This is a genomic window from Microcoleus vaginatus HSN003, assembly GCF_022701255.1.
Lineage (GTDB): Bacteria > Cyanobacteriota > Cyanobacteriia > Cyanobacteriales > Microcoleaceae > Microcoleus > Microcoleus vaginatus_B.
In genome coordinates this window covers 3,856,483-3,880,147 of sequence record NZ_CP031705.1, presented here as the reverse complement: position 1 = coordinate 3,880,147, position 23,665 = coordinate 3,856,483, and the positions used below count along the sequence as shown (strand labels likewise).

Sequence of the window (23,665 nt, the reverse complement as noted above, 5' to 3'; positions counted from 1 at the left end):
ATGACTAGCGAATCTTTAGACAGAGGCACCATTTTAATTGTGGATGATACGCCCACTAATCTGGGTTCAGTGTTGGATTTTTTGAGCGCCTATGGCTTCACTGTTTGGGTAGCTCGCAGTGGGTCTAGCGCTCTCAAAAAAGTGCAATATTCCCAGCCGGATTTAATTTTGTTGGATGTTCTGATGCCAGATATGGACGGATTTAAAACCTGTCAACATCTAAAAGCCAATGACTTAACTAAAGATATCCCAGTCATTTTTATGACCGCGCTGGACGATACAGAAAGCAAAGTCAAAGGCTTTAATGTGGGGGGAGTTGATTATATCACTAAGCCCCTTCAACAGGAAGAAGTTTTAGCTCGGGCTATCACGCACCTGAATCTGCGAAATCTAACTAAAAAGCTTCAGGCGCAAATTGTCGAGCGCGAGCGAGCGCAAGCCGACCTACAAGTTTTGACACAAGAGCTAGAGACGCGAGTAGAAGAGCGCACCGCAGAACTTTCCCAAACGAATGAACGCCTCAAGCAGGAGGCTGCTGAACGCCAGCTTGCCGAAGCAGCTTTACAAGCATCGGAAGCGCGAGAGCGGCACAAAGCCCTACAGCTCGAAAATTCCCTGCACGAACTCAAGCAGGTGCAAAGCCAGCTCATTCAGAGCGAAAAAATGTCCGGGCTAGGCCAGCTAGTGGCTGGCGTAGCTCATGAAATCAATAATCCAATTAATTTTATTTATGGAAATCTTTCCTATGCTCTGGAATATTCAAAAGCTTTGGTCACTATCCTTGACCTCTACGAAAAGCACTATCCTAATCCGGCTCAAGATATACAAGCAGAAATCGCAGCCAGCGAGCTAGATTATCTCAAAGACGACTTGCCTAAATTGTTCAAATCGATGTACTTAGGAGCCGATCGCATCCGCGAAATCGTTTTATCTTTGCGCCTCTTCGCACGGCAAGAAGGATATGAAATGAGATCGGTCAACCTTCACGAAGGCATGGACAGCACGCTGATGATTTTACAGAGCCGACTAAAATTTAAGTCAGACCGCCCCTCGATTGAAGTGGTACGGGACTATTGCCCAAACCTGCCCGAAGTGGACTGTTATGGGGGAGAAATGAATCAGGTATTTATGAATGTACTGGCAAATGCGATCGATGCTATTGACGAGTGGAACACGCAGAGATCGCTAGAAGAAATTAAAGCGAATCCTAGCGTGATTCGGATTAGCACAGAAGTAACCAGCAGCAATTGCGTAGCTGTCCGAATTGTGGACAATGGGCCAGGGATCTCGGAAGAGGTTCGTCGCCACGTATTTAACCCGTTTTTTACGACAAAACCCCCCGGTAAGGGCACAGGGATTGGGTTGTCGATTAGCTGGCAAATTGTAGTGGATAAACACCGGGGAAGGTTGGAGTGTATTTCTGCACCAGGCAGGGGAACAGAGTTTACTATTGAGATTCCGATTCGGCAGGAGGCTCCTGTCTTGTCGCTGTCAGCTTGATATAATGTCGGGTATCTTCATCCATGAGTGTGCGCTGTGATGGGCAATCGCGGGGTCTCTGCGATGGCGCATCACAGCGCACAATTACTAACAAGAAAGTTTGGGTGTACAGGTAGCGGTGTAGGTTACACCTAATATCATTTCCGGTTACACCGGAATGATGTTGACGGTTGACGGTTGACAGTGAACAGTCACCCGTCAACAGTGAACAGTGAACTCGAATTTACTATTCCGATGCTAACGGATTTGATATAACTAACTGTCCGAAGATTCCTCGGATTGTGGCTGTTTCTGAGTATCTTTTTCCCTGGCAGTAAATCCTTCTGTATCCTGCTTTAATTCTGATACAATTGCACCTCTATCGCGCCAAGCTTCGGCATTTTCTGGTTTGATGGCAATAGCTCGATCATAAGCTGCCATTGCTTCCTCATACCGCTTTAATTCAGACAAGGCTATCCCCAGATGACGCCAAGCATCGTAGGAGTCGGGCTTAATAGCAATCGCTTTTTCATAAGCTGCGATCGCTTCTTCATGGCGCTGCAATTTTGCCAAAGATTCGCCTTTACCAAACCAAGCTTCGTAACACTCGGAATTAAGGGTAATTGCTGATTCGTAAGAGGCAATTGCTGCTTCGTGCTGCGAGAGTTTGTCGAAAGCTGCGCCTCGGTTGTGCCACACTTCAAAATCCTGCGGTTTAAGGGCGATTGCTTTGTCGTAGGATTCGATCGATTCTTGATATCGCTGCATTTTTCCGAGCACAGCCGCTCTATTGTACCAAACTTCGTATTTGTCGGATCGGATGCCGATCGCCCGATCGTAAGAATCAATAGCATCGCTGTAGCGGAGCAGTCTCCACAGCATATTGCCTCGATTGTACCAAGTTTCGTATCTCTTGGGATTGAGTTCAAGAGCGCGATCGTAAGAATCAACTGCTGCTGCGTGCTGCTGTATTTTTGCCAGCATCGCACCTCGGTTGTGCCAAATTTCGCTGTCGGTTGCTTTGATAGCGAGGGCGCGATCGTAACTGGCGATCGCTTCTTCGTAATGCTGCAATTTAGCCAACAAAGCCGCTATACTGTGCCAACAACCGTATTTTCGGGATTCGCTCAAACTTGCTCGCTCGTAACAGGCGATCGCCTCTTCGTACCTGTGGAGTTTGCCCAGCAAATACGCTTTATTATACCACACTTCGTAGTTATCTGGTTTAATCGATAGTGCTTGGTCGTAACAGGCGAGTGCTTCTTCCGGGCGCTGCAATCTTATTAACACATTTCCGCGCCAATACCACGCCTCATCCAAATTATTATTAGCTAAAACAGCTTTTTCCAAGCAGACTAATGCCTCCTCATAATTGCCTTGAAAATAAAGGCCTTCGGCTTGCTTGATATAATCATCAGCAATCAACTTTTCGTCGCTAGCAGGTGCAGTTTGCGAATTTTGGGGATTGTTTAATGGGGGTTGAGGGGCGACTTTGAGAGCTTCTTGGGCAACAACTGCGGGAACTTGGGAAATTTCTTGAACAATTTGAGATTTTTTATCGTCAACTTCTCTCAGCAAAACTTGCAGGTGCATAATAAATTGAGATTTGAGAGTCTCAATTTGCTCGACGGAAGACTTGGAAAGTTCAGTTTCTCTAGTTAAAAAGTCTATCGATTGTTTAGCGGCACCCATTTGCGCTTCTAATTCAGCCCTCAACTTTTGAGTCAGTTGGCTAGAATTTATGAGTTCTGATTCCAATACACCAATGCCCTGTAATCGTTTATTGGCATCAGCAACCAAGTGTTTGATGATCAGCCGTCGCATCATCCAAAAAAAGGCGATTGTCACTGGTGGAAATACAGTACCAAGAATTAGCAAAATATTGAGCAGAGTTATGGTACTATTAAAACCATATCCCGATTCAGCACTGCCACTAGACGGGGAGATAAAAGCGAAAACCTCGCGAACTTGAGGATTGCTTTCAACCCCGGTTTCGATTAATTTAGCCAGCCAGGTTTCTTGTAAAGATTTTGTTAGTTCATCGCCGGATGCAGCAGGAGTATTCGCCTTGGTTTTTGCACCAGCCGATAAATCTGGTTGAGCGGCCGCTACCAGCAAACCAGTCGGCGATTTGACAGCAATTCGCGGGGAAAATTGTTCGTGGGCGATCGTCTCAGGCTCGCTAATTGACTCAGCCCGACGCGATGCGGTAATATTGGGGGAAAATTGTTCGTGGGCGATCGTCTCAGGCTCGCTAATTGACTCAGCCCGACGCGATTCAGTATTATTTACCGCATCAACAAAGTTGCTAGCCTGCGGTGTCTGAGTATCAATAGGATGTGCAGCAGGATTGGCGCTAGTATTAGCAGTTAAATTGTGGGATGCGAGGGCAGCCAGAGTCAAGAGAGCTAGATTAGAGACGCGCATAAACGTCAACTCATTTAGGAGAAATTAGTGCTTGGTTGTCAGCGATCAGGCGATCGACCTCATAGTCTCAGCAGTTAGAATAGCTGACATGAGGAATGCTGACTTACTATCTCCAAAATACGCCCGCAGCCTGACTTTTCAGGAAAAGTGCCAATAATTCTGGCTGGGGAACTTTGGTGAAAGAATATATTCTCGCGCCTCATGCGGTTGGATAACTCTCGGAATCATCATTAGGCTGGTAGGGGTGGCTTCACCAATCTGCACAATTAGCCAACTCTCCGGGTGAACCCGCCCCAACCGACCCGATTTTTAACTCTAAACCCCAGCTAAAACTGCTTCCGGCTGCTGACTTTGTGCCGCCACTTCCTCTAAATCAGCGCCCAAAATTTCACAGCTATTATTAGGGCTTTCAATCAGCTTAATCTTGTGCAACTCTGCGCCCAATTCCCGAACGGGCGATCGCAATAATTGCCCGATCCGAACAGCAATATTCTCCGCAGTCGGCACAACGTTCTCAAAATAAGCAATATCCTTATTTAAAAAAGTGTGATCGAACGGTTCAACAACATAATCGTCAACCGCTTTTTGTAAAGCTCCCAAATCAGCAATCATGCCAGTCCGCGCATCAATTTCCCCTTTAACAGTCACCTCTAAATGATAGTTGTGACCGTGACCGTTGGGACGAGCACATTTGCCATAAATTTCCGAGTTTTCTTCAAAACTCAAATCGGGACGAGCCAACCGATGGGCCGCGCTAAAATGAGTGGACAGAGTTAGATAAGCTTCCATTCCGTTTCCTAAATATTCCGCCCAAAGTTCGGGGTGTTCAAACAATTGAATTTTTTTCAAAGGTAAATGAGGGGCTAGCCGCAGCCAAATTTGCCGTGCTATGTTTTCCGTAGTTGGCAGAGTCTGCTCAAATTCCGGCCACGCTTCGTTAAGGTAGGAAAAATCGAGATCCTTGATAACTTCCCGCTTGATGACGTGCTTGACATCAGACAGGTTGAGCACCATGCCGTAGTCGTCGAGTTCGCCTATCATGGAAACGTAAAGGACGTAATTGTGTCCGTGTCCCGGTGCGCGGGCAGTTGGGCCAAACCGCTCAAAGTTCTCGGCTTCGCTTAACTCCGGTAGCCAGTACCGGTGACTCGCCGAAAACTGTGCCCGACGATTGATGATGCACTGCATAAAAGTCAAGTAGGGTAAGCTTGTTAAGTTCTGTAAAGGACTTACTTCTTAAGGATAAACTAATTTTTGCTGGAATTTTTCGATTATTTGAGGGTGCTGTACATGAATTTCTACCAATTTTCCAAATATTGGCCACAAGTCGCTGTTCGATCGCGCCGCAGGGCCCATTTTACGCCACAACACAGATATCCGGCAGAAAATACCGCTACAAAATAGTTTTTCGCCACCAGTTACTAACCCATCAGTTACCAGCCTTTGAGAAAGTACGCGCGTGCGGATCTATCCCGTTCGCGAAGCGTTCCCGAAGGGTAGGGAATCGACCTTTTTTGCAACACAGAGCACTGCACCGTTCGAGTTTTTCGCCTAAGCTCTGCAATAGTTAGCCCTTGGCCGTTCAGTTGCGCTCAAAACTAATCACCAATTACCCATTACCCAATATTAATGAATTCGATTACTGCACGAGCCGATCGCTTTTTTGAACATTTCTGGGGTGCGATGACAACCCCGCTATTCTATATCGGGGACACTAATCTATCCATCAGTGCGATCGTCAAACTGATAATCTTAGCTATATTTGCCTTCATTATAGCTAAGATTATCAGTGAAGGAATCAAGCGCAGCCTGCTAGTTCGGATGGGATTGGATCGCGGCAGTCGAGAAGCAATTTCCACTATAATTAGCTATATTTTAGCAACACTTGGCTGTATATTCGTCCTGCAAGGTGCCGGCATCAACCTCACTTCTCTCACCGTCTTAGCTGGCGTTGTCGGCATTGGTTTCGGCTTCGGCTTGCAGAATCTCGCCAGCAACTTTATCAGCGGTCTCACCCTGCTATTCGAGCACCACATTAGAGTCGGAGACTTTATTGAAATAGACAAGTTATTAGGAACAGTAGAAACAATTTCGATCCGCTCTACAATTATTAAAACAATTGACGGTCTATTTGTAATTATACCAAATATTAAGTTTGTCGAAACTAACATTATTAACTGGAGTTACAAAGACCCCAGATGCCGCATCCACATCCCCGTCGGTGTTGCTTACGGATCAGACCCAGTAATAGTTACCGAAGCGCTGTTAATTGCGGCGCGGATGGAATCGAATGTCTTGTCCCATCCTTCTCCTAAAGTATGGTTTTGCGGTTTTGGAGATAACGCTTTAAATTTTGAACTTTTAGTTTGGATTGACCAGCCGCAGGAAAGCGATGCTATTAAAAGTGCAGTGAATTTTTTAATAGATTACGAATTTCGCCACCGAAATATCGAAATTCCCTTTCCACAGCGGGATTTGTGGCTGCGAAACCCGCAAGAGTTAACTCAACTTTTTCACAATAACAAAGACGATAATTCCAACGGCAAAGTTTTTCCGCAGAATGCCACACATTCAGCAGAACTAAAATCTAATTCCACCGTTTATGACCATAAAAAGTCAGGGCCTAAATCTCCTAATAATTGGACGCTGCGAGATTTGTTGCGGCGAGTAACTTATTTTGAACAGTGTACGGATTTAGAACTGCGACAGTTAATTGAATACGGCTACCGACAATTGTTTCCAGCGGGACAGGTTGTATGTAAAGAAAATGACCCTGGCGATTCTTTTTATATTATTCTTTCGGGTACTGTAGAAGTTCTTTCTCAAAAAGCCGGTCAGTATATTGCTACGCTTCATGAGGGCGAGTTTTTTGGGGAAATATCTTTGCTGTTGGGTACTCCGAGAACGGCGACTGTTAAAACTAGCGAAGATGCAATTTTGTTTGTGGTGGAACGTCACGATTTGCAAAAACTTTTAAGAGAACAACCCAATTTAGCCGATCAGATTGCTCAAAAATTGTCGGAACGCCAGCAAGCTTTGAGAGATTTGGGGTTGTTAGATGGCGACTCTCTGGGACAAACTCCTTTTATTAAAATTCGCAAGCGAATTCAAGTTCTTTTTGGAATTTGAAAGAGGGAAGTTCGGCAACGGATTCTGTAACGGATGTAACGGATGTAACGGATGTCAGGAAGAGGGAAGAGGGAAGAAGGAAGAAGGAAGAGGGAAGAAGGAAGAGGGAAGAGGGTACAATCTGCTTTTTTAACTTTTAATTTTTAATTCCTCCTGCGCTTCCCGCCGCAGTCTAGCGGCAATTCTAAACAGTTCTTGACCAGTGTGCAAGTGGCGATCGTCATAATTGAGGGTAAATAGCTGCAATTCTTCTATTCCGTCTCCCACTTGATTGATACAGTAGTAGAGATGGGCCGCAACTCCGGCTACATTAGATGGATTGGGCATCGATGTAAAAAAGTTATGAGCTTTTTTTAGAAACTCGCGGCTGGTTTCGATATAAAGTTGAAACTTTTCTATCAGTTCGTCATCAAACGGATCTGCGGACAACTCGTCTATTTCCTTTTTAAGTGGCTTCAAAATGCTGTTGAGCATTTTATTGACGGGTTTGTATACTTTAATCAGCCACTGTTCCATTTGTTCGTCAGCGTCCCTTGCTGTTTGTGTTTGCTGGCGGCTGACGTTTGGTGCGACTGGTGATTGCTGTTCGGTTTGCTCGGAAAATTGGCGATCGTAAGATTGTCTGCGCTGAGCGTCTCCTAATATTTCATAGGCTGCATTGAGGCGGACAATCTCTTCGTGACCCGCTATGTCGCTGCGGCTGTCTGGATGAAATAATTTGACTAAACGGCGGTATGCTTGTTTAATCTCGGCTTGTGTGGCGGTTGGGCTAATCTTTAGGGTTTTGTAGTGATTGGTAACGGAAGACACGCTCTTATTTCCTTGAAATCTGTATAATCTGCGAAAAAGTGCTTGACAATAGTTTCAGAATTTGCTAAGACAATAGCTATTTACTTGATATAAAAAAATGTCAAGTGTAACTAAAAAACCTCAGTTTTAAAATTATAGCAGTCGTCAAATCGGTTAGGAAAAATTCTTGTCGGGTGGGCGCTATTATCATCTCATCCGATTAGGAGAAATCTCATCCGCAGCAACACCCTACTGCTATTACTATGTATTAACCGCCAAGGCGGTTGCTATATTACATCCTTCCAATCCGTTATACTCATCGGTTTGCAAATTGCTAATTGCGTGTTGGTGCGGGTGAGTACCTCAAGCTTGTTGAAAACCGCCTCATCACTTTTTTTGCCGTTGCATAACTAAAAATTAAGTAATTGATAGTAATTACTTAATCTTGTCGTGATAGTTTTTTAGTGACCTTAACAGAAGGTCAAAGTAATTATCTTTGAGTCAATCAGGGAAATCAAAATCATGGCACTTAAACTGCAAATTATCCATGCTTCCAACCTTGAGGGTGGAGTTCCAGCGATCGACAGCAACCTCAAGGATACCGCTCTACCTTTATCAGAAGACAAGGAGATTCAAGCTGTTCGCACAGTTTCAGTGCTACAATCTGAGTCTTTTGTGCTGACAAATAGCGATGAAAATTTCACCGTTACTCCTGGCTCGCTCAAAGGAATACTGGGCGGGATTTCGGCGCTCAGCGGTAACGACAATATTGTGGGAAGTGTTGATTCAGAGCAAATTAATGGGAATTCTGGTAATGATTCACTCTCTGGTGTTGGCGGAAATGACACCCTAATTGGCGGTCAAGGTGATGATATATTGCTAGGCGGAGAGGGTAACGATTTTCTCAGTGGAGACAAAGGTTTAGATACTCTCACTGGCGGTGTGGGAAATGATACGTTTTTGTTGCGTAGCACTCAGGGTGGTGATATTATTACTGATTTTGGAGCGGGCGATAGCTTGACTTTGGAAAGTCAATTTCAATTCTCGGATTTGTTGATTAGTAGCACCGCGACAAATACAGCCATTAGCCTCCGAGACGGCACATTGTTGGCAACGATAAATGGAGCACAAGCTATTAACCAAAACAATTTTGTTGAACTACCCCGCCGCCCTTTAATTATCGGACATCGCGGCGCAAGCGGCTACCGTCCTGAACATACCCTAGCTGCCTACGAATTGGCTATCGAGATGGGTGCAGACTTCATTGAACCCGACTTAGTTTCCACTAAAGATGGAGTGTTAGTTGCCCGCCACGAAAATGAAATTTCGGGGACGACTGATATTGCCAAACGACCGGAATTTGCCGATCGCAAACGCAAAAAGACAATTGACGGTCAAGAAGTAGAAGGTTGGTTTACAGAAGATTTGACTTTAGCAGAAATAAAAAGTTTGCGGGCGCGAGAACGGGTGCCAGAGTTGCGGGGGACAGAATTTGACGGTCAATTTCAGGTTCCTACACTTCAAGAAGTAATCGATTTAGCTAAGCGCAAAAGCGCCGAAAAAGGACGGACTGTTGGAATTTATCCAGAGACAAAACACCCGACTTATTTTAAGTCAGTTAATTTGCCTTTAGAGCAGCCGTTAGTGCAAGTGCTGTCTGCTAATGGATATACCAAACGCACAGATCCTGTGTTTATCCAATCCTTTGAAGTGGGGAATCTCCAAGAGTTAAATCGCTTGACAGACTTGCCGCTGGTGCAGCTAATGGGTGACTTTGGAGCAAAACCTTATGATTTTGTAGTGAGTGGCGATCGCCGTACCTACCGCGATTTAATGACAACCCAAGGGTTGGCAGAAATCAAAACCTATGCGGACGGAATAGGGCCTGGGAAGCGGACAATAGTTGTCGAAGGTGCAGATAAGAAATTACAGCCGGCTAATAGTTTAATAACCGATGCTCACCAGGCTGGCTTATTAGTTCACCCTTACACTTTCCGCAATGAATCTCCTACTTTTTTGGCTTCCGAGTATGGCGGTAATCCAGCTTTGGAGTACGAACAATTTTACCGCTTAGGTGTAGACGGTGTGTTTAGCGATTTTCCCGATACAGCTTTTAATGCAGCGACGCGGCTTTATCCTTTCTCAAGTGTAGACTCTCTAAGAGGCGTGAGTTTGTAGGCTTTGCATTATCGTCGCCACAAATGCAAGCAGGGCGTACAGTGTACGCCCTGCTCTCTGTTTCTGCGACTTTGCCGGAGGCTAGCCTAGTTGAGGATCATCGCCATATTGAGTTCTGGATCTTGGAACAAGGGAGTGCTCAGATAGCGTTCGCCGAAGCTAGGCTGAATCATTACAATCAATTTCCCTGCATTTTCGGGGCGCTTGCCGACTTTCACAGCCGCACATAGTGCCGCACCGCTGGAAATACCGGACAACAGTCCTTCTTCTCTGGCCAAGCGGCGGCTGTAGGCGATCGACTCGTCATCCGTAACAACTATAATTTCGTCCATCGAATCCACATTCAGCACCGGCGGCACAAAACCAGCACCGATACCTTGAATTTTGTGAGGCCCTGGCTTTCCGCCCGAGAGTACCTGACTGTTAGCCGGCTCAACGGCGATCGCCTTAAACCCGGGTTTCCGCGACTTAATCACCTCTGCGACACCCGTAATCGTACCGCCCGTGCCGACTCCGGAAATCAGGAAATCCACCTCGCCGTCTGTATCCTCCCAAATTTCCTCAGCCGTTGTCGAACGGTGAACCTGCGGGTTCGCTGGATTCCGAAACTGCTGCAACATATACGCATTGGGAGTTTTGTCTACAATCTCTTGAGCGCGGCGGATGCAGCCGCTCATGCCCTCAATTCCGGGAGTCAGTTCTAGTTGGGCCCCGTAAGCTCGCAGCATCGATCGGCGTTCCGTGCTCATCGTATCAGGCATGGTCAAAATCAACTGGTAGCCCTTAGCCGCCGCCACCATTGCCAGAGCAATTCCGGTATTGCCAGAAGTCGGTTCCACTAAAACCGTTTTGCCTGGAGTAATCAGCCCTTCTGCCTCGGCTTGATTGACCATACTGACACCGATGCGGTCTTTCACCGATGATGCCGGATTCATGCCTTCGAGTTTTACCACAATCCGAGCCAAGCAGCCTTCAGCTTGGGGAATGCGGTTGAGTTGCACCAGAGGCGTCCGTCCTACCAATTCTGTAATGTCGCCAGCAATACGCATAATCTTTGTCAGTTTGTGGTTGAAAGTAAATGTTAATTCCTAGTTGGCAATATTTTAACTAGATGTAATACATGATATCGAGCTGCCGTCTGCCATTGCGCTTTTCGCACAGATCCTGTAGCGTATATTTTTGCAACACTGAGTTGGCAATCGATCGAGCTTCTTGCCAAACTTCCCAAATCACCGCACTTTCTACAGTTTGAGCAGGCGAATCTTTTTCAGAGCGATCGAACTCTGAGCCTTCGAGACAGTTGATAATTTCTAGGAGTGTAATTTTCCACGGTTCCCTCGCCAAGATATAACCTCCCTTAGCTCCTCGCTGGCTGCGAATCAGCCCGCAGCGTCTCATTGTAGCCAGCAACTGCTCTAAATATCGATCGGGAATATTTTGCTGAGCCGCTATCTGACGAATTTGCAGAGGCTCGCCTTCTTCGTAGCAATCGGCAAGCTCCAGCAAAGCTAAGATTGCGTATTCGCTTTTACAGGAGAGTTCTACCATAATTGCTTCCAATACCCGAATTATCAACTCCGAAGTCAGAGGTTAAAATTCTCCTCAATGTTGAGTTCCCAATTCTAACCCCTCACTTTACCTTTTATTATACCCCGGTTTTCCCCTGAACTTAATCGACTTTCATCACTCGATCGTTAGAACGATCGGCATTACCTCAAGAAACCGGGTTTCTGCGTCTATGACTAATAATTTTTAATTTTTATTTTAATAGATTCTGGGCGCCCCCTTTGTCCCGCAAACAAAAAAGCCCTGCGGCAGGCAGGGCTAAACTGGGCCTTGAGAGTTGCTAGGAGAGAGAGTATGACCCCCCTCCCCCTGCCTCCTCTAATCCGCTCTTAGAACGTGAAAGTAGTTCTCAGAGTACCGATGATGATGTCATCATTACGGTCATCTTGATTAGGATTAGTCACCCAAATCACGCCCGGAGTAACAGAAATGTTGTCCGAGAGCTGAAACTTGTAGAACCCTTCAACGTGATAGGAATCATCGTTGCGGAAGCTCCGCAAACTCCTGGAGGCTTCAAGTTTATCCAAGTAAGGCTCACGACCTACCACGAGTCCTAGCAAATTGCCTTCTTTCCCTAAATCGGGCAAAGCCAAGGTTACAGCGTAGTTCCAAATTTTCGCATCGCCGATACCGATAATGCGGGCATTGGTTAAACCAGCCCAGCCACCAAGGATAAATCTCGGGTTGAGTCGCAAGGAAGCCTGAGCACCGTAGGAGTTGGTGACAACTTTGCGAGCACCAAAGCTGGTGCCGTCAGCCAACTCAAAACCCTCGCTCAAACCGTTAAGAGAATTAGCCACGCCCGTACCGGTGAAACCGCCGAGACTGCCTGGCCCATTCGCTAAACCATTGTCAAACCCAAAGTTACCTCTGCTAAAGTAACCGTGGTTATAGTTGAAAGCAACTTGCAAGTTGCGTCCGGGGGTAAAAGTCAACTGACCCATCGCCGCGTAGTCGCCGTTCAACAAGCCTGCACCCCTAGCCGGGCTGGCTGCTGTGGACGACAAATAACCGAAGGACAGAGAAGTCGGGCCGAACACGCCGCCCAGCAAACCCCTGCCACCGAAGGCATAGTCAAAGCCGATACCTGCACCGCCACCTAAGCGATAAATCGGGTTCCGCTGTCCAAAGGTGCTCAATGACCCGTTGCCGCCGTCAAAGTCTTCAAAGTAAGGGTTGACAGTCGGCAGAATGTCGTCCCAAACGCCAGCGTTGGCTATCAGGCTAACGTTCAGTCGCTGACCGACGGGGAACTTGTACAGCAAGGTGTCGAGGGAAACAACGTTGTCGGTTCTGCCGACAAAATTCCAAGTTTGAGTGCCTTCGGTGGTAGCCCCAAGGTTGAATCTTTGACCGTTGCCGACTTGAAGCCTGGTCAGCAGCAAGTCTCTGCCGGTGAAGCTCGTATTTAAATTGAGACGCACCCGCTGTTGGAAGACAGCTTCGTTATTGTTGCTGCCGATTCTTTCGCCGTCTCTGCCAAAAACGCTAACGTCGCTACTAAAGTCGTCGCTGAGAGCGAAAATTGCTTCCCCAGTCAGCTTAGTAGTGGTGGAGAATTGGTTGGCTTCGAGTTCGGATGTCCGAGCTTCCAGAGCATCGACGCGACCGCGCAGGGTTGCCAGTTCCGCTGCAAATTCTTCTTGGAGCCGTTGGAGGGCCGCCAAGTCATCTCTCGTCGCCAAGTTGCCAGTGCCACCTCTAATTAGCTCGCTCACCTTGTCTAAGCAAGCATTTAAACCGGCTGCGAATTCGTAGCGAGTCATTGCCCGGTTGCCGCGGAAGGTGCCGTCGGGATAACCGGCAATACAGCCGTAGCGCTCGACTAGGGATTGCAGTGCTTGGAAGGCCCAGTCTGTGGGCCGCACGTCGGAAAGTTGAGATACTGAGGTAACTTGACCTTCAGTTTCGCCGCCTGCAGCACCTTCGCTGGTGTACTGGTTGAGCTGTTCTAATGTGGCGGCTGGGTTTTGCTCTTGCGGTGCGGCAGTTTGGGCTAAAGCTTCAGCCGGTTGTGGCAAACTTTTTTCTGCTGACTCTGCCACTGCCGATTCTGCCACTGCTGGCTCTGCCACTGCCGACTCTGCCACTGCCGACTCTGCCACTGCCGACTCTGCCACTGCTGGGGCTGGAGTTTCTAATTGAACTGCACCGATTTCTTCTGGGAGAGCGGTAGCTGCCGGGGCTGGAATTTCTAGTTGGGCTGCTGGGACCGAATTTTCTACTGGTTGAGCGACTGTTGGCTCAACTGCAGCTAAAGATTCACTTGTAGGTTGTGATGCCGCTTGGGGATTTGCGTCTGCGGGGGCTGTGTTGGCTCCGACGATCGCATTTTCAGTTGCAGCCGTGGCCCAATCTGCAATCGCTGCCTTAGTTTCGCTGCCTGCGGCGGCTTCGGAAATTTCTTCTACTGGCTCGGAGGCTGCAGTTGTTTCGGAAACAGCAGCTAAAGCATTTAGTTTCGCTTCGGAGGTTTCAGCGGTTTCAGCTTTTGCGACAGCGGGATTGAGCGCATCAGCAGCCTGCTGAGCGTCTGCTGCCATCGCGCTCGAAGAAACTACTAGGGTAGCTCCTAAGACTGCTGGGCTGATTAGTAAGTAACTCCACAAAAATTTCGACATATTCACTCTCATCCTCACACCGATTACAGAGAAACTTTTCTAGTCTTCTATGTGGTCAGTCGTTGCTCCACAAGCATACTCTAAAAAGACACCTAAAATTCACTTTTTCTTTTGATTCTTTCGGATTGACCGAGTATATAGATGTGACTGACGCCTGCAGAGAGCCTGTTTTTTAACCTGTACTCAACTGCGTCAAAATCCGACCCCGCTTGGGTTGTGAATTGATCTGACGGGTGACACTTGATAGCGCCCGATCGCCTATTTACTTTTTAGCACAGCCCGCCCGACTCGTCTAGGCTGATTCGACTTTAACCTCCAAGCTGTGCCCGAGAACGCTAAAGACTTGGCGATGATCGAACAATTCTAACAAATCAGCGTTGATTTTGTGGTGAGCTGCTTCTTGCCGCAAAATTTTCATCGCTGCCTCTGTTCGCAGAGCTCGCTTGTAGGGGCGATCGCCCGCTGTCAGGGCGTCGTAAATATCGGCGATCGTCATCAATTGTGCTTGAATGGGAATTTCTGAGTTGTTTAGACCTCGCGGATAGCCTGTGCCGTCGAGTTTTTCATGATGTCCGTAAGCAATGTCTGGAACATTTTTCAAATCCTTTGTCCAAGGAATTTGTTTCAGAAACTCGTAAGTGTGAGTTACGTGAAATTCTATTGCCGATCGTTCTTCCTGCGTCAGGTTGCCCCTCGACACCATCAATTGCATGATCTCGTCTGGGTTCAACAGGGGTTTCTTTGCCCCATCTATATCTCTGTAAGTTTGTCGAGAAATCTCTCGCAGTTGAGCTAGGGGTTCTGCTGCCAAAATGTGAGGCTCGTTTGCCTCTAGCAGCACTTCCCAGTATTCTGCTAATCTGGTTTTCGCCTCTGCTAGCTTAGTGTCTAGCTGTTCAATTTCCTGGCATTGAGCGCACTCTGGCTCCTGGCTCGGGTGTTTTCGGTAGGCTGAATGCTCCAGCAAGTATTTATATTTAGACTGGACGCATTCCATTTCCATCGTCCGCTGAGCTAAGCCAAAGCGGTGGCGAATAATTTCTAGCTGTGCGGGGTAGAGCTTTTTCTGTTTGGTCAAAACTGCTTCGGAGACTCCGATTTTGCCAAAATCGTGCAGCAGGGCGGCGTAGCGAATTTCTTGAATTTGGCGGCTGTTAAAGTAAATAGAGCGCAGTCCTCCGCTGGTGACGGTGTTTACTTCTTCTGAAAGGCGTACTGTGAGGGCTGCTACTCGTTCTGAATGACCGTAGGTACAGGGGTCTCTGGCTTCTATGACTTGCACCGAGGCTTTCACGAAGCCCTCGAACAAATTTTCTATGCTATCTTGGAGTTGATTGCGCTCGATCGAGATGGCTGCTTGAGAAGCAAGCGATCGAACTATCCTTTCTTCCCACTCCGAATACTGCTGCGTCGATTCCCAGGCATTTTCTGCTGTCAGCACCGTATCTGACTTTGTTTTGCGGTTGATCAGTTGCAGTACACCTATTGTCTCCCCCTGTCGGTTTTGCATCGGCAGTACCATTACCGAGCAGGTGCGGTAATTAATATCCCTGTCAAAACTGGTATCTAGCCGGTAGGGTACGCCCGTGGGTAAGTCGTAGGCATCAGACAGGTTCAAACTTTGACCTGTAATTGCCACGTATCCCGCCAAGCTTTTGTCTGTCAGCGGCAGGGCAAACTCTTTAAACGACAGGCTGGGTTTAGAACCGTTTTGCGCTACCTTGAACAGCAGCTTAGATTTTTCGTCGCTGTGATCTACTAAGTAAACACTGCCAGCATCGCTGTAGGTAATTTCTCTACTTTTGGATAAAATTAAGTTTAACAATTCGCCCAAATCTTGGGCGCTCGACAGAGCCGCGCCAATATCTAAAAGCTTTTCTATAAGATCGGTTTTTTCTGCTGCAGACTCGTTCTTGAACTCTGGCTTTTCAAATACGATCATGGTCGGATGATGGGGAATAGCCTTTTATACATTGAACGTTGGGCCTCTCTACTTTTTCACACCCGATTTTAACCCCCAGTCGATTTTTATTTGCGAGCTTTCCTCGATCCGGGAATGTCGCTAGATGCAGTGGCTCTTGTGGGGCCAACGGGCACTCTTTTAATCTAGCGTAGAAATCTCTTGGGCTAGCGCAAAGTCTTTCTCAGTTAAGCCTCCGGCATCGTGGGTTGTCAAGTTAACTGTAACTTTGTTGTAGGAGATTTCTATGTCGGGGTGATGTCCTGCGGCTTCTGAGGGGGCGACCAACTTATTTACAAAGGCGATCGCTTCGATAAAATCTTTAAATAAACGGGTAGAGCGCAGTTGTTTACCTTCAATTGTCCAACCTGACAATTGACTGGCGCGCTCTTTAATTTCAGTATTGTTAATTAGCTCAGCCATAATTTTTTTTCTTTGGGATTAGCAATGGCAGATTAACTACCCACTTGTAGACATCCTGACCAAAAACTATCCGCTCTCACCAATAGCGTTTAGCCTCAAGTTTTAATACTTAAGATTTAACACTATTTGAGGTGAGAGCGGTCTAGCGGGTCTTCAGATTAGAACCTGACTGCCGGGAGAATCCCTAGCTCAGCCTGGTTCCCCGTGGAAGTCGTTTCCCGTTGGAGACGACGGCTGACTGCTAGTGAGCGGCCCCGGCGCACAGCCGGTAGTTTCCAATCTGATGACCCATGCGTTTACTACTTTCTATCATGGGCATCACCTCCAGGTTTAGCTAAATGGCTTCATATTGGAACGCACATCACCTAAATACAAGATTTAAGGTGATGATTTGTGCGCTAGCCCTTGCCAGCGTTACCAGAAGAACTTGCGTTCTGAGTGTCATTCTAGTATTCACAATTATTAGAATAACACAAGGAATTAGAAGTGGGGGGATACAAATTGAGATTTTTGCAAGATTGGGTGAAATTACTGCTGCTGCAAGGTCTTTGATCGATCTCTACAGCAAGCGGGCGATCGCAGCTTCAGCCATTTGCCGATATGTTGTTCTTCAGAATCCGGGCGGGCTGTCTGGCTATCAGGTGCATGGCAACTGTGGCCTCCGGCAAAGGCAGCTCGATTTCTTGCCAGATAGGAGAGTTCACCCAATATAAAGAGACGAGTTGTTCTAATTGCCGGCAGAGTTTGTTTTTGTACAAAATCAACTTTTTTAGGGCGCTAATTCGATCGCATCCCGGAAACAAAAAGCTCCTGCCTGGTGGCGGGAGCTTTTTAAGCATTAAGGGTAAAGCCTAAACTGCTTTATCTTACCCTTTTAAAATGTTGGAAATTTTGATATTTCGCCCTGATTACAGAGCGTTACCGCGAGGCAGAACTTCTTCAGGGAAGATGTAGTTTTCGTGAGGTTGGTCAGTAGGAGCCATCCAAGCACGAATGCCTTCGTTAAGCAGAATGTTCTTAGTGTAGAACGTTTCAAACTCAGGATCTTCAGCAGCGCGCAATTCTTGTGATACGAAGTCATAGGCGCGCAGGTTTAATGCTAAACCGACGATGCCAATGGAGCTCATCCACAAGCCTGTGACAGGTACGAACAGCATGAAGAAGTGCAACCAGCGCTTGTTGGAGAACGCAATTCCGAAGATTTGCGACCAAAAGCGGTTAGCTGTAACCATCGAGTAGGTTTCTTCTGACTGAGTTGGGTTGAAGGCGCGGAAGGTGTTTGAGCCTTCGCCGTCTTCAAACAAGGTGTTTTCTACGGTTGCACCGTGGATGGCGCACAACAGCGCGCCGCCCAAGATGCCTGCAACGCCCATCATGTGGAAGGGGTTGAGCGTCCAGTTGTGGAAGCCTTGCAGGAATAACAGGAAGCGGAAAATTGCTGCGACGCCGAAACTGGGGGCGAAGAACCAGCCTGATTGACCCAAGGGGTAAAGCAGGAACACCGAAACAAACACGGCGATGGGGCCGGTGAATGCTAGGGCGTTGTAGGGACGGATGCCTACCAAACGGGCGATTTCAATCTGACGCAGGCAAAAGCCGATCAGTGCGAAAGCGCCGTGGAGGGCTACGAATGTCCACAGGCCACCGAGTTGGAACCAGCGGGTAAAGTCCCACTGTGCTTCGGGGCCCCACAGGAACAGCAGGGAGTGTCCGAGGCTGTTGGCTGGGGTGGAAACTGCTACGGTGAGGAAGTTGGCTCCTTCGAGGTAGGAGCTTGCCAAACCGTGGGTGTACCAGGATGTGACGAAGGTGGTGCCTGTTAACCAGCCACCGATGGCGAGGTAGGCGCAGGGGAATAGCAGGATGCCAGACCAGCCTACGAAGACGAAGCGATCGCGTTTGAGCCAGTCGTCGAGTGCATCAAAGATGCCTCTTTCGGTCTGGGCGCGTCCGACTGCGATTGTCATTTACGCAAATCTCCAAATGGATATAATTACAACGGATCTGCCTCTAGTCATTAATCTCTAACCGTTGCCTCTGCTTAGCAGAAAACAAGTTGGATTATGAACAGAGTTTACTTTTCTTTACCGTATTAACGATTATAGAGGTAATTCTTTACAAGAGCAAGTTTTTATTAAAAAACTTCCGGCTCTTGACTTGTCGGAAGTCCCCGAAGTCCCCGAAGCCCTCTAAGCCCCCCAAGTCCTTGCCCTGCATTTGGGAACTTCTACTATATAGGAGTCTTTGCGCTTTGCGTCAGAAGCCCGGTGGCTTCGTATATATATCGGCCTCAACCTCTCATTTTTCTAAGAAACTGGGTTTCCGTGGGTGAGTCCTATATATATACTGAGGATAGAGCTCCAAACTTAGGTTTTTAAGACTATATGTTCAGCATTGACATCATTGTGAAAAATACGCCCGTCTCGCTGTCGGTGCAGCGGAAGTTGGCGGAGGACGCTGAGGCTGTTTATCAACAGGTTTTAGACGCGATTCGCAACTCCCAACAGCAAATTTTGGAACTCACTTGCGAGAAAAATCCTGAGAAAAAGGTGGCTGTACTCAGCAGCGAGATTTCTGGGGTGGTGGTTTCTCAGAAATCGGGGGCGTCATCTACAGGCAGATCCCCTGGTTTTGTCTCGATGGGAGCAGAATGAGGGCTGGGGGTGTTGGTGCCGATATGAGCCAGTCAGCCGTTGCTGTGCGGGATTTGGGTTTTTGCTGGCCGTCGGGCGATCGAGTGTTGCAAGGTTGCTCTCTGGACGTACCTAAGGGCGAGTTTTGGATGCTTTTGGGCACTAACGGCAGCGGCAAGTCTACGCTGTTGAGGCTGATGGCTGGGCTGCTGCACCCCCTGTCGGGGGAAATTGACCTGAGTGGACGGGTGGGGTTTGTGTTTCAAAACCCCGATCACCAATTGGTTATGCCGACGGTGGGTGCGGATGTGGCTTTTGGTTTGGTGGAGGAAAAGCTTTCTAACGTTCAGGTGCGGGAGAGGGTGGCGGAGGCTTTGGAGGCTGTGAATTTGCTGGATTTGCAGCGGCGGCCGATTTATGCTTTGAGTGGGGGCCAAAAGCAGCGAATTGCCCTGGCTGGGGCGATCGCCCGTCACTGCGAAATTCTGCTGTTGGATGAACCGACGGCTTTGTTAGATCCTGATTCTCAGTTGGATTTGGTGGCGGCGGTGCAGCGGTTGGTGAAAAATCGCGGGATTACGGCTTTGTGGGTGACTCACCGTTTGGATGAGTTGAATTATTGTGATGGGGCTTTTTTGTTGGAAAAGGGCGAAGTGGTCGATCGGGGAGATCCGGCGCGTTTGAAGCAGCGGTTGATGCAAAATCCTGATGTTTAGCTGTCAAGCAATTTGAGAATTAAGTCATTCTGCGATTGAAATCGCTTCTACAAAAACGAAGTCTGCCTCTGCAGACTAAGAGAATGGCTGCAGGCCAAATCAATCTCGCAATCCTCGATCGCGCAACCAAGCATATGCCCAAATTGTATCGGCTTCTGACAGCGGTGGTATGACTTCCCAGTTGCGATAATCTATCTTCAGGTCGTAACTTGCTATGTCGTAAATTTGAGTGAATAATTCCTGCAAATTGATTATAGGTTCGGTATCGCCCGATCGCAGTGGCAAAGGAAAGGCAGGCAGCGGGTTCTGCACGTTAAAAGCGTACAAATCTGCTCTGGGACGGCGATTTCCCCGACACACCAAAACGCTATAGTGGCTTTCAATGTCATTGCCAATAACTGGCATTTTTTGACCGCGCCGCAATAAATCTATTTCAATTAAATGAGTGCGGCTACCTAAAATTTCTTCTCGCTTTTCTTCGTACATTTGTCGCCCTTTTCCTGTGCGCTTATTGCTAGGCGAGAGGATTTCAATCAGGGTGATTAATTCTTGGTTTCCTCTTTCTCTAATTTCTAAATAGCCTTCCCGAACCTGGTAGGGCATGGGAATATTTACTGTCAAGGGTTGTGTTGGTGGCGCTGCAACGGCTACGTTTGATGTTATTAATTCGGTTGTAGTTCTTGGCTGAATTACGTTTACATCAGGAATGCCAATTGATAAATTGTCGTCAGCGGTTTCATACATTCTCACTTCTACAGACACTAAATACTTAGGACGTAGTTGCGGAGATAATAATCTGGCAATTTCAATAATTAGCCAGTGGTGTAGAGCAGGCCAGAGTTCAGGATGCTCTAAATACGGGTCCATACCGGGAAAGGGAGATGGCATTGATTTGACTCCTTGACTTAAGTCTATTTACAGTTTAGCAACTTTCCCGCAATCCTCGATCGCGCAACCAAGCATCTGCCCAAGTCGCATCTGTTTCCGACAAGGGCGGTATTGGCTCCCGACAGTAATCTATTTCCAGGTCGTAACCCGCAATATCGTATACTTGATTGAAAAGTATTTGCAAATCAACAATAGGTTCAGAGTCTTCGGGACGTAAAGGAATCGGGAAAGCAGGAATTGAATCTTGAATATCAAAAGCATACATATCGCCGGAAGGAAGGCGATTTCCCCTACAAACCAAAATCCGATATTGACTGTCAAGATTATTCCCAAACACTGGCATGGGTTCACCGTGTCGCAGCAAATCAATTTCAATCAAATGAGTGCGACTGCCAAGTATTTTTTCGCGTTTTTTCTGATACATTTGCCGACCTTTTCCCGGTCGTTTATTAGTAGGTGAAAGGATTTCGATCGTTGTGACTACTTCTTTGGTTTCCACTCCTCTTATCTCTAAATAACCTTCCTTGATAATTTCAGGCATAGGAAGTGTCACGGTCACTGGTTGTGTTGGAGGTGACAAAACAGCCACATTTGTGGATGGGTTATTTGATGTCTCAGAACGCTGTACAGTTACATCGGGAATACCGACAAGCACTGAATTTTCGCTGCTGGTTTCATACATTCGCAACTCTACGGAAACTCGATATTTAGGACGCAGTTGCGGAGATAAAAATCTGGCGATTTCACTAATCAACCAATGATGCAATTCAGGCCATAGGTTAGGATGTTCTAAATACGGGTCCATACCGGGAAAGGGAGATGGCATTAATTTGACTCCTTGACTCAAGTCTATTTATAGTTTAGCGACATTAGTCCGTCGGGGGTTGAAACCCCCGCGGGAATCGGGCAACAAATGCAAGATATCAGTTCGATCGCATTAAACTTCGATCGCCAATTGTGTTTGAATTGGAACGCTGTTTTCATCCAATACAGACACCGTATTCACGAACACAATTGTATGCGGGACTGCGGGCATTAAGCGGCGCAGCGCGTTCAAGTAAGATTCGGCATCGGGGCGGCGGGCGAAACGGGCGACTGTTAACCGCTGACAGTTGGGGAGATGGCGAATTAGATGCCAAGGTTGAAGTCGATCGCGATATGTCGGTTGTTTTGGTATCATAGGAAAATCCTTCCCACTTTTGTGGGTGGTGAATGAAAGGCGATCGCTCTAGATTTCTCAGGTCGGAGGGCGATCGCTAATTTGATAATATTAATCCTATGATACGTTCGTATCGGCTGTCAAGTGCAAGATGGGTCTAATTCGGTTGCGGGTTCGAGAACTAGCTGAGGAAAAGGGTTGGACGCTTAAAGAAGTTTCTGAGCGATCGGGCATTGCTTACAGTACGGTTAGAAGTTATGCCCATTCTCCCAAGCTGGCAACGGTAGATTACACAGCTTTAAACAAAATGGCTCGCGTGTTCGATATTGCGATCGAAGATTTAGTGGAGATTTTGGAAGAGTAGGCTGATTTTTTGCTCGGAATAGGGGACGAATTAGGCTGCGAGTTCGAGAATTTGCTCAAGAGAAGGGTTGGAATCTGACAGAAGTCTCCAAAAGAACAGGTATTCCATATACCACGATCATTACCTATGCTAATTCTCCAGGTATGGCAACTGTAGACTACACAGCTTTGGACAAGATGGCCCGTGCGTTCGATATTGCGATCGAAGATTTAGTTGAGATTTTGGAACAATAAACTGATTTGTCAGCGGGAAGATGGGGTTAATTCGGTTGCGAGTTCGAGAACTAGCTGAGGAAAAGGGTTGGACGCTGAAAGAAGTCTCTGACAGAACGGGAATTCCCTACAGCACGGTTAAAAAATACGCCCAAGCTCCCAAAATGGCAACGGTGGACTACACGGCTTTGCAGAAACTTGCTGAAGTCTTCGATGTGATGGTGGAAGACTTGGTTGAGGTTTTGGAACGGTAAACTGATTTGTGATTTAGTTTTTGCACTTCTTGCAACAGTCCGTCGGGGGTTGAAACCCCCGCCTCAAAGCTCAAGTCGTCTAAAGACGACTGAAAAGGCGATCGATCTCCGCTTCAATCCTTTTTTTGAAATTTTTAATCAATCCTTTCTTCAGTCCACAAAGCGTGGACTTTCGCTTTGAGGCAGGGGTTGAAACCCCTGCCGGAATCTGGCAACAAATGCAAGATATCAGTTCGATCGCATTAATGCGTATATTGGAATTTTCCGGTTGTAGACTAGAGTCAGGAGTTGTTCAGTCTGCCGGAGTTATATTAATGCCAATTAATCATCTGTCTCAAATTGAAGAGAACTTGGAATCGCTGCGAGAGCAATTAGGGGGCAAGGAGAAGGCTCAAGTTTTAGCACGATTAGAAGATAAAACCCTAATTAAACAGCAAATTAGAGAGCTATGTAAGGAGATTCGGGAGCAGGAAGAAAAGTATTGGCAGGTTCTCGCTCAGCAAACGAAAACGGTGGAAATTCCCGAACAGGAGGCTGAGATTATTGTTGCCGAGATTGTCGAAGAAGTTGGGCAAATTGAAGTGCAGGGACAGTATTCAGATGAAGTGCTTCAGATTTTGCAGGAGATTCGGGACAAGCTAAACCAACCGGGAGCAACAGCGGCCGCGAAACTTAAAGGCGTAATCTCAAGCATTCCGCCGTTTGTGGGAATTTCCTACGAGGCTGAATTGGATACAGAGAATATTTTCCAGCAGCATTTTCCCACGTTTCGGAAAACGTTTCGGAAATTGATTAAGGTATTAGCAAAAAAGTCCTAGACCTGGAGCTAAAAACACCGAATCCAGGTTTCACAAGTTTTTACCAACT

The 23,665-nt window shown here is 47.2% G+C and carries 24 protein-coding genes; 11 read left to right on the top strand and 13 right to left on the bottom strand.

The window, feature by feature from the left end; all coding sequences use genetic code 11:
* On the top strand, window positions 1-1,500 hold the full coding sequence (locus D0A37_RS16800) for a hybrid sensor histidine kinase/response regulator (protein WP_242716040.1): 1,500 nt from the start codon (window positions 1-3) through the stop codon (window positions 1,498-1,500).
* Window positions 1,501-1,755: 255 nt separating this feature from the next.
* Here the strand turns inward: D0A37_RS16800 and D0A37_RS16795 are convergent, their stop codons facing one another.
* Window positions 1,756-3,906 carry a tetratricopeptide repeat protein gene (locus tag D0A37_RS16795; RefSeq protein WP_242716038.1) on the bottom strand — a complete coding sequence of 717 codons (2,151 nt, stop codon included), beginning with the start codon at window positions 3,904-3,906 and terminating at the stop codon, window positions 1,756-1,758.
* A 31-nt stretch (window positions 3,907-3,937) separates the two neighbouring features.
* On the opposite strand from D0A37_RS16795, the gene D0A37_RS29080 reads away from it, so the two are divergent.
* A complete protein-coding gene (locus D0A37_RS29080; RefSeq protein WP_278187078.1) occupies window positions 3,938-4,063 on the top strand; it encodes a hypothetical protein in 126 nt (41 codons plus the stop codon).
* Window positions 4,064-4,221: 158 nt separating this feature from the next.
* Here D0A37_RS29080 and D0A37_RS16790 read toward each other — a convergent pair whose 3' ends face one another.
* A complete protein-coding gene (locus D0A37_RS16790) occupies window positions 4,222-5,094 on the bottom strand; it encodes a 6-carboxytetrahydropterin synthase (protein WP_242716036.1) in 873 nt (290 codons plus the stop codon).
* Window positions 5,095-5,535: 441 nt separating this feature from the next.
* Here D0A37_RS16790 and D0A37_RS16785 point away from each other — a divergent pair, with 441 nt between their 5' ends.
* Together D0A37_RS16785 and D0A37_RS16780 are read left to right on the top strand one after the other, a co-directional pair.
* A complete protein-coding gene (locus D0A37_RS16785; protein ID WP_242716034.1) occupies window positions 5,536-7,035 on the top strand; it encodes a cyclic nucleotide-binding domain-containing protein in 1,500 nt (499 codons plus the stop codon).
* Window positions 7,032-7,175 carry a hypothetical protein gene (locus D0A37_RS16780; protein ID WP_242716032.1) on the top strand — a complete coding sequence of 48 codons (144 nt, stop codon included), beginning with the start codon at window positions 7,032-7,034 and terminating at the stop codon, window positions 7,173-7,175. The genes D0A37_RS16785 and D0A37_RS16780 overlap by 4 nt, the downstream gene beginning before the upstream one ends.
* Here D0A37_RS16780 and D0A37_RS16775 read toward each other — a convergent pair.
* Window positions 7,165-7,845: a J domain-containing protein gene (locus D0A37_RS16775; protein ID WP_242716030.1), complete on the bottom strand. Its 681-nt coding sequence runs from the start codon at window positions 7,843-7,845 to the stop codon at window positions 7,165-7,167. The genes D0A37_RS16780 and D0A37_RS16775 overlap by 11 nt on opposite strands.
* 501 nt (window positions 7,846-8,346) lie before the next feature.
* Here D0A37_RS16775 and D0A37_RS16770 point away from each other — a divergent pair.
* A complete protein-coding gene (locus tag D0A37_RS16770) occupies window positions 8,347-10,002 on the top strand; it encodes a glycerophosphodiester phosphodiesterase family protein (protein ID WP_242716028.1) in 1,656 nt (551 codons plus the stop codon).
* Window positions 10,003-10,088: 86 nt separating this feature from the next.
* On the opposite strand, the gene cysK is transcribed toward D0A37_RS16770, so the two are convergent.
* From cysK to psbD, 7 genes are all read right to left on the bottom strand, one after another.
* Window positions 10,089-11,051: a cysteine synthase A gene (gene cysK, locus D0A37_RS16765; protein ID WP_242716026.1), complete on the bottom strand. Its 963-nt coding sequence runs from the start codon at window positions 11,049-11,051 to the stop codon at window positions 10,089-10,091.
* 58 nt (window positions 11,052-11,109) lie between these two features.
* A complete protein-coding gene (locus tag D0A37_RS16760; RefSeq protein ID WP_242716025.1) occupies window positions 11,110-11,550 on the bottom strand; it encodes an Rrf2 family transcriptional regulator in 441 nt (146 codons plus the stop codon).
* A 347-nt stretch (window positions 11,551-11,897) separates the two neighbouring features.
* Entirely contained in the window at window positions 11,898-14,189 is a 2,292-nt protein-coding gene (locus D0A37_RS16755; RefSeq protein WP_242716024.1) for an iron uptake porin, read from the bottom strand.
* A 292-nt stretch (window positions 14,190-14,481) separates the two neighbouring features.
* The gene (locus D0A37_RS16750) at window positions 14,482-16,131 is read right to left on the bottom strand and encodes an HD family phosphohydrolase (RefSeq protein WP_242716023.1); all 1,650 of its coding nucleotides are present in this window, start codon (window positions 16,129-16,131) and stop codon (window positions 14,482-14,484) included.
* A gap of 159 nt (window positions 16,132-16,290) precedes the next feature.
* Window positions 16,291-16,572, bottom strand: coding sequence for a 4a-hydroxytetrahydrobiopterin dehydratase (locus D0A37_RS16745; protein WP_242716022.1), 282 nt, complete (start codon window positions 16,570-16,572; stop codon window positions 16,291-16,293).
* Between the two features lie 584 nt (window positions 16,573-17,156).
* Window positions 17,157-17,411: a hypothetical protein gene (locus D0A37_RS16740; protein ID WP_242716021.1), complete on the bottom strand. Its 255-nt coding sequence runs from the start codon at window positions 17,409-17,411 to the stop codon at window positions 17,157-17,159.
* Window positions 17,412-17,480: 69 nt separating this feature from the next.
* Window positions 17,481-18,539: a photosystem II D2 protein (photosystem q(a) protein) gene (gene psbD / locus D0A37_RS16735; RefSeq protein WP_242716020.1), complete on the bottom strand. Its 1,059-nt coding sequence runs from the start codon at window positions 18,537-18,539 to the stop codon at window positions 17,481-17,483.
* Between the two features lie 417 nt (window positions 18,540-18,956).
* Between psbD and D0A37_RS16730 the strand changes: the two genes are divergently transcribed.
* Window positions 18,957-19,226 carry a UPF0367 protein family gene (locus tag D0A37_RS16730; protein WP_242716018.1) on the top strand — a complete coding sequence of 90 codons (270 nt, stop codon included), beginning with the start codon at window positions 18,957-18,959 and terminating at the stop codon, window positions 19,224-19,226.
* Window positions 19,223-19,921 (top strand): energy-coupling factor ABC transporter ATP-binding protein, encoded by a 699-nt coding sequence (locus tag D0A37_RS16725; RefSeq protein ID WP_242716017.1) that lies wholly within the window; start codon window positions 19,223-19,225, stop codon window positions 19,919-19,921. The genes D0A37_RS16730 and D0A37_RS16725 overlap by 4 nt, the downstream gene beginning before the upstream one ends.
* A gap of 99 nt (window positions 19,922-20,020) precedes the next feature.
* Here the strand turns inward: D0A37_RS16725 and D0A37_RS16720 are convergent, their stop codons facing one another.
* The 3 genes from D0A37_RS16720 to D0A37_RS16710 all read right to left on the bottom strand — a co-directional run bounded on the left by D0A37_RS16720 (window position 20,021) and on the right by D0A37_RS16710 (window position 21,989).
* On the bottom strand, window positions 20,021-20,809 hold the full coding sequence (locus D0A37_RS16720; RefSeq protein WP_242716016.1) for a DUF4058 family protein: 789 nt from the start codon (window positions 20,807-20,809) through the stop codon (window positions 20,021-20,023).
* A 34-nt stretch (window positions 20,810-20,843) separates the two neighbouring features.
* A complete protein-coding gene (locus tag D0A37_RS16715; RefSeq protein WP_242716015.1) occupies window positions 20,844-21,635 on the bottom strand; it encodes a DUF4058 family protein in 792 nt (263 codons plus the stop codon).
* A 111-nt stretch (window positions 21,636-21,746) separates the two neighbouring features.
* On the bottom strand, window positions 21,747-21,989 hold the full coding sequence (locus D0A37_RS16710) for a hypothetical protein (protein WP_242716014.1): 243 nt from the start codon (window positions 21,987-21,989) through the stop codon (window positions 21,747-21,749).
* Window positions 21,990-22,119: 130 nt separating this feature from the next.
* Here D0A37_RS16710 and D0A37_RS16705 point away from each other — a divergent pair, with 130 nt between their 5' ends.
* From D0A37_RS16705 to D0A37_RS16690, 4 genes are all read left to right on the top strand, one after another.
* A complete protein-coding gene (locus D0A37_RS16705; RefSeq protein WP_242716013.1) occupies window positions 22,120-22,332 on the top strand; it encodes a helix-turn-helix domain-containing protein in 213 nt (70 codons plus the stop codon).
* Window positions 22,333-22,361: 29 nt separating this feature from the next.
* Window positions 22,362-22,565: a helix-turn-helix domain-containing protein gene (locus tag D0A37_RS16700; RefSeq protein WP_242725571.1), complete on the top strand. Its 204-nt coding sequence runs from the start codon at window positions 22,362-22,364 to the stop codon at window positions 22,563-22,565.
* A 20-nt stretch (window positions 22,566-22,585) separates the two neighbouring features.
* Window positions 22,586-22,798, top strand: a complete 213-nt coding sequence (locus D0A37_RS16695; RefSeq protein ID WP_194063647.1) for a helix-turn-helix domain-containing protein — start codon at window positions 22,586-22,588, stop codon at window positions 22,796-22,798.
* Window positions 22,799-23,112: 314 nt separating this feature from the next.
* The gene (locus D0A37_RS16690; RefSeq protein ID WP_242716012.1) at window positions 23,113-23,616 is read left to right on the top strand and encodes a hypothetical protein; all 504 of its coding nucleotides are present in this window, start codon (window positions 23,113-23,115) and stop codon (window positions 23,614-23,616) included.
* Window positions 23,617-23,665 lie beyond the last annotated feature (49 nt).

What these genes read in the sequence shown, in the direction of transcription:
- D0A37_RS16800 (WP_242716040.1), top strand. Translation starts at nt 1, where the DNA reads ATGACTAGCGAATCTTTAGACAGAGGCACCATTTTAATTGTGGATGAT.
- D0A37_RS16795 (WP_242716038.1), bottom strand. Translation starts at nt 3,906, where the DNA reads ATGCGCGTCTCTAATCTAGCTCTCTTGACTCTGGCTGCCCTCGCATCC.
- D0A37_RS16790 (WP_242716036.1), bottom strand. Translation starts at nt 5,094, where the DNA reads ATGCAGTGCATCATCAATCGTCGGGCACAGTTTTCGGCGAGTCACCGG.
- D0A37_RS16785 (WP_242716034.1), top strand. Translation starts at nt 5,536, where the DNA reads ATGAATTCGATTACTGCACGAGCCGATCGCTTTTTTGAACATTTCTGG.
- D0A37_RS16770 (WP_242716028.1), top strand. Translation starts at nt 8,347, where the DNA reads ATGGCACTTAAACTGCAAATTATCCATGCTTCCAACCTTGAGGGTGGA.
- cysK (WP_242716026.1), bottom strand. Translation starts at nt 11,051, where the DNA reads ATGCGTATTGCTGGCGACATTACAGAATTGGTAGGACGGACGCCTCTG.
- D0A37_RS16760 (WP_242716025.1), bottom strand. Translation starts at nt 11,550, where the DNA reads ATGGTAGAACTCTCCTGTAAAAGCGAATACGCAATCTTAGCTTTGCTG.
- D0A37_RS16755 (WP_242716024.1), bottom strand. Translation starts at nt 14,189, where the DNA reads ATGTCGAAATTTTTGTGGAGTTACTTACTAATCAGCCCAGCAGTCTTA.
- D0A37_RS16750 (WP_242716023.1), bottom strand. Translation starts at nt 16,131, where the DNA reads ATGATCGTATTTGAAAAGCCAGAGTTCAAGAACGAGTCTGCAGCAGAA.
- D0A37_RS16745 (WP_242716022.1), bottom strand. Translation starts at nt 16,572, where the DNA reads ATGGCTGAGCTAATTAACAATACTGAAATTAAAGAGCGCGCCAGTCAA.
- D0A37_RS16740 (WP_242716021.1), bottom strand. Translation starts at nt 17,411, where the DNA reads ATGCTTAAAAAGCTCCCGCCACCAGGCAGGAGCTTTTTGTTTCCGGGA.
- psbD (WP_242716020.1), bottom strand. Translation starts at nt 18,539, where the DNA reads ATGACAATCGCAGTCGGACGCGCCCAGACCGAAAGAGGCATCTTTGAT.
- D0A37_RS16730 (WP_242716018.1), top strand. Translation starts at nt 18,957, where the DNA reads ATGTTCAGCATTGACATCATTGTGAAAAATACGCCCGTCTCGCTGTCG.
- D0A37_RS16725 (WP_242716017.1), top strand. Translation starts at nt 19,223, where the DNA reads ATGAGGGCTGGGGGTGTTGGTGCCGATATGAGCCAGTCAGCCGTTGCT.
- D0A37_RS16720 (WP_242716016.1), bottom strand. Translation starts at nt 20,809, where the DNA reads ATGCCATCTCCCTTTCCCGGTATGGACCCGTATTTAGAGCATCCTGAA.
- D0A37_RS16715 (WP_242716015.1), bottom strand. Translation starts at nt 21,635, where the DNA reads ATGCCATCTCCCTTTCCCGGTATGGACCCGTATTTAGAACATCCTAAC.
- D0A37_RS16710 (WP_242716014.1), bottom strand. Translation starts at nt 21,989, where the DNA reads ATGATACCAAAACAACCGACATATCGCGATCGACTTCAACCTTGGCAT.
- D0A37_RS16705 (WP_242716013.1), top strand. Translation starts at nt 22,120, where the DNA reads ATGGGTCTAATTCGGTTGCGGGTTCGAGAACTAGCTGAGGAAAAGGGT.
- D0A37_RS16695 (WP_194063647.1), top strand. Translation starts at nt 22,586, where the DNA reads ATGGGGTTAATTCGGTTGCGAGTTCGAGAACTAGCTGAGGAAAAGGGT.
- D0A37_RS16690 (WP_242716012.1), top strand. Translation starts at nt 23,113, where the DNA reads ATGCCAATTAATCATCTGTCTCAAATTGAAGAGAACTTGGAATCGCTG.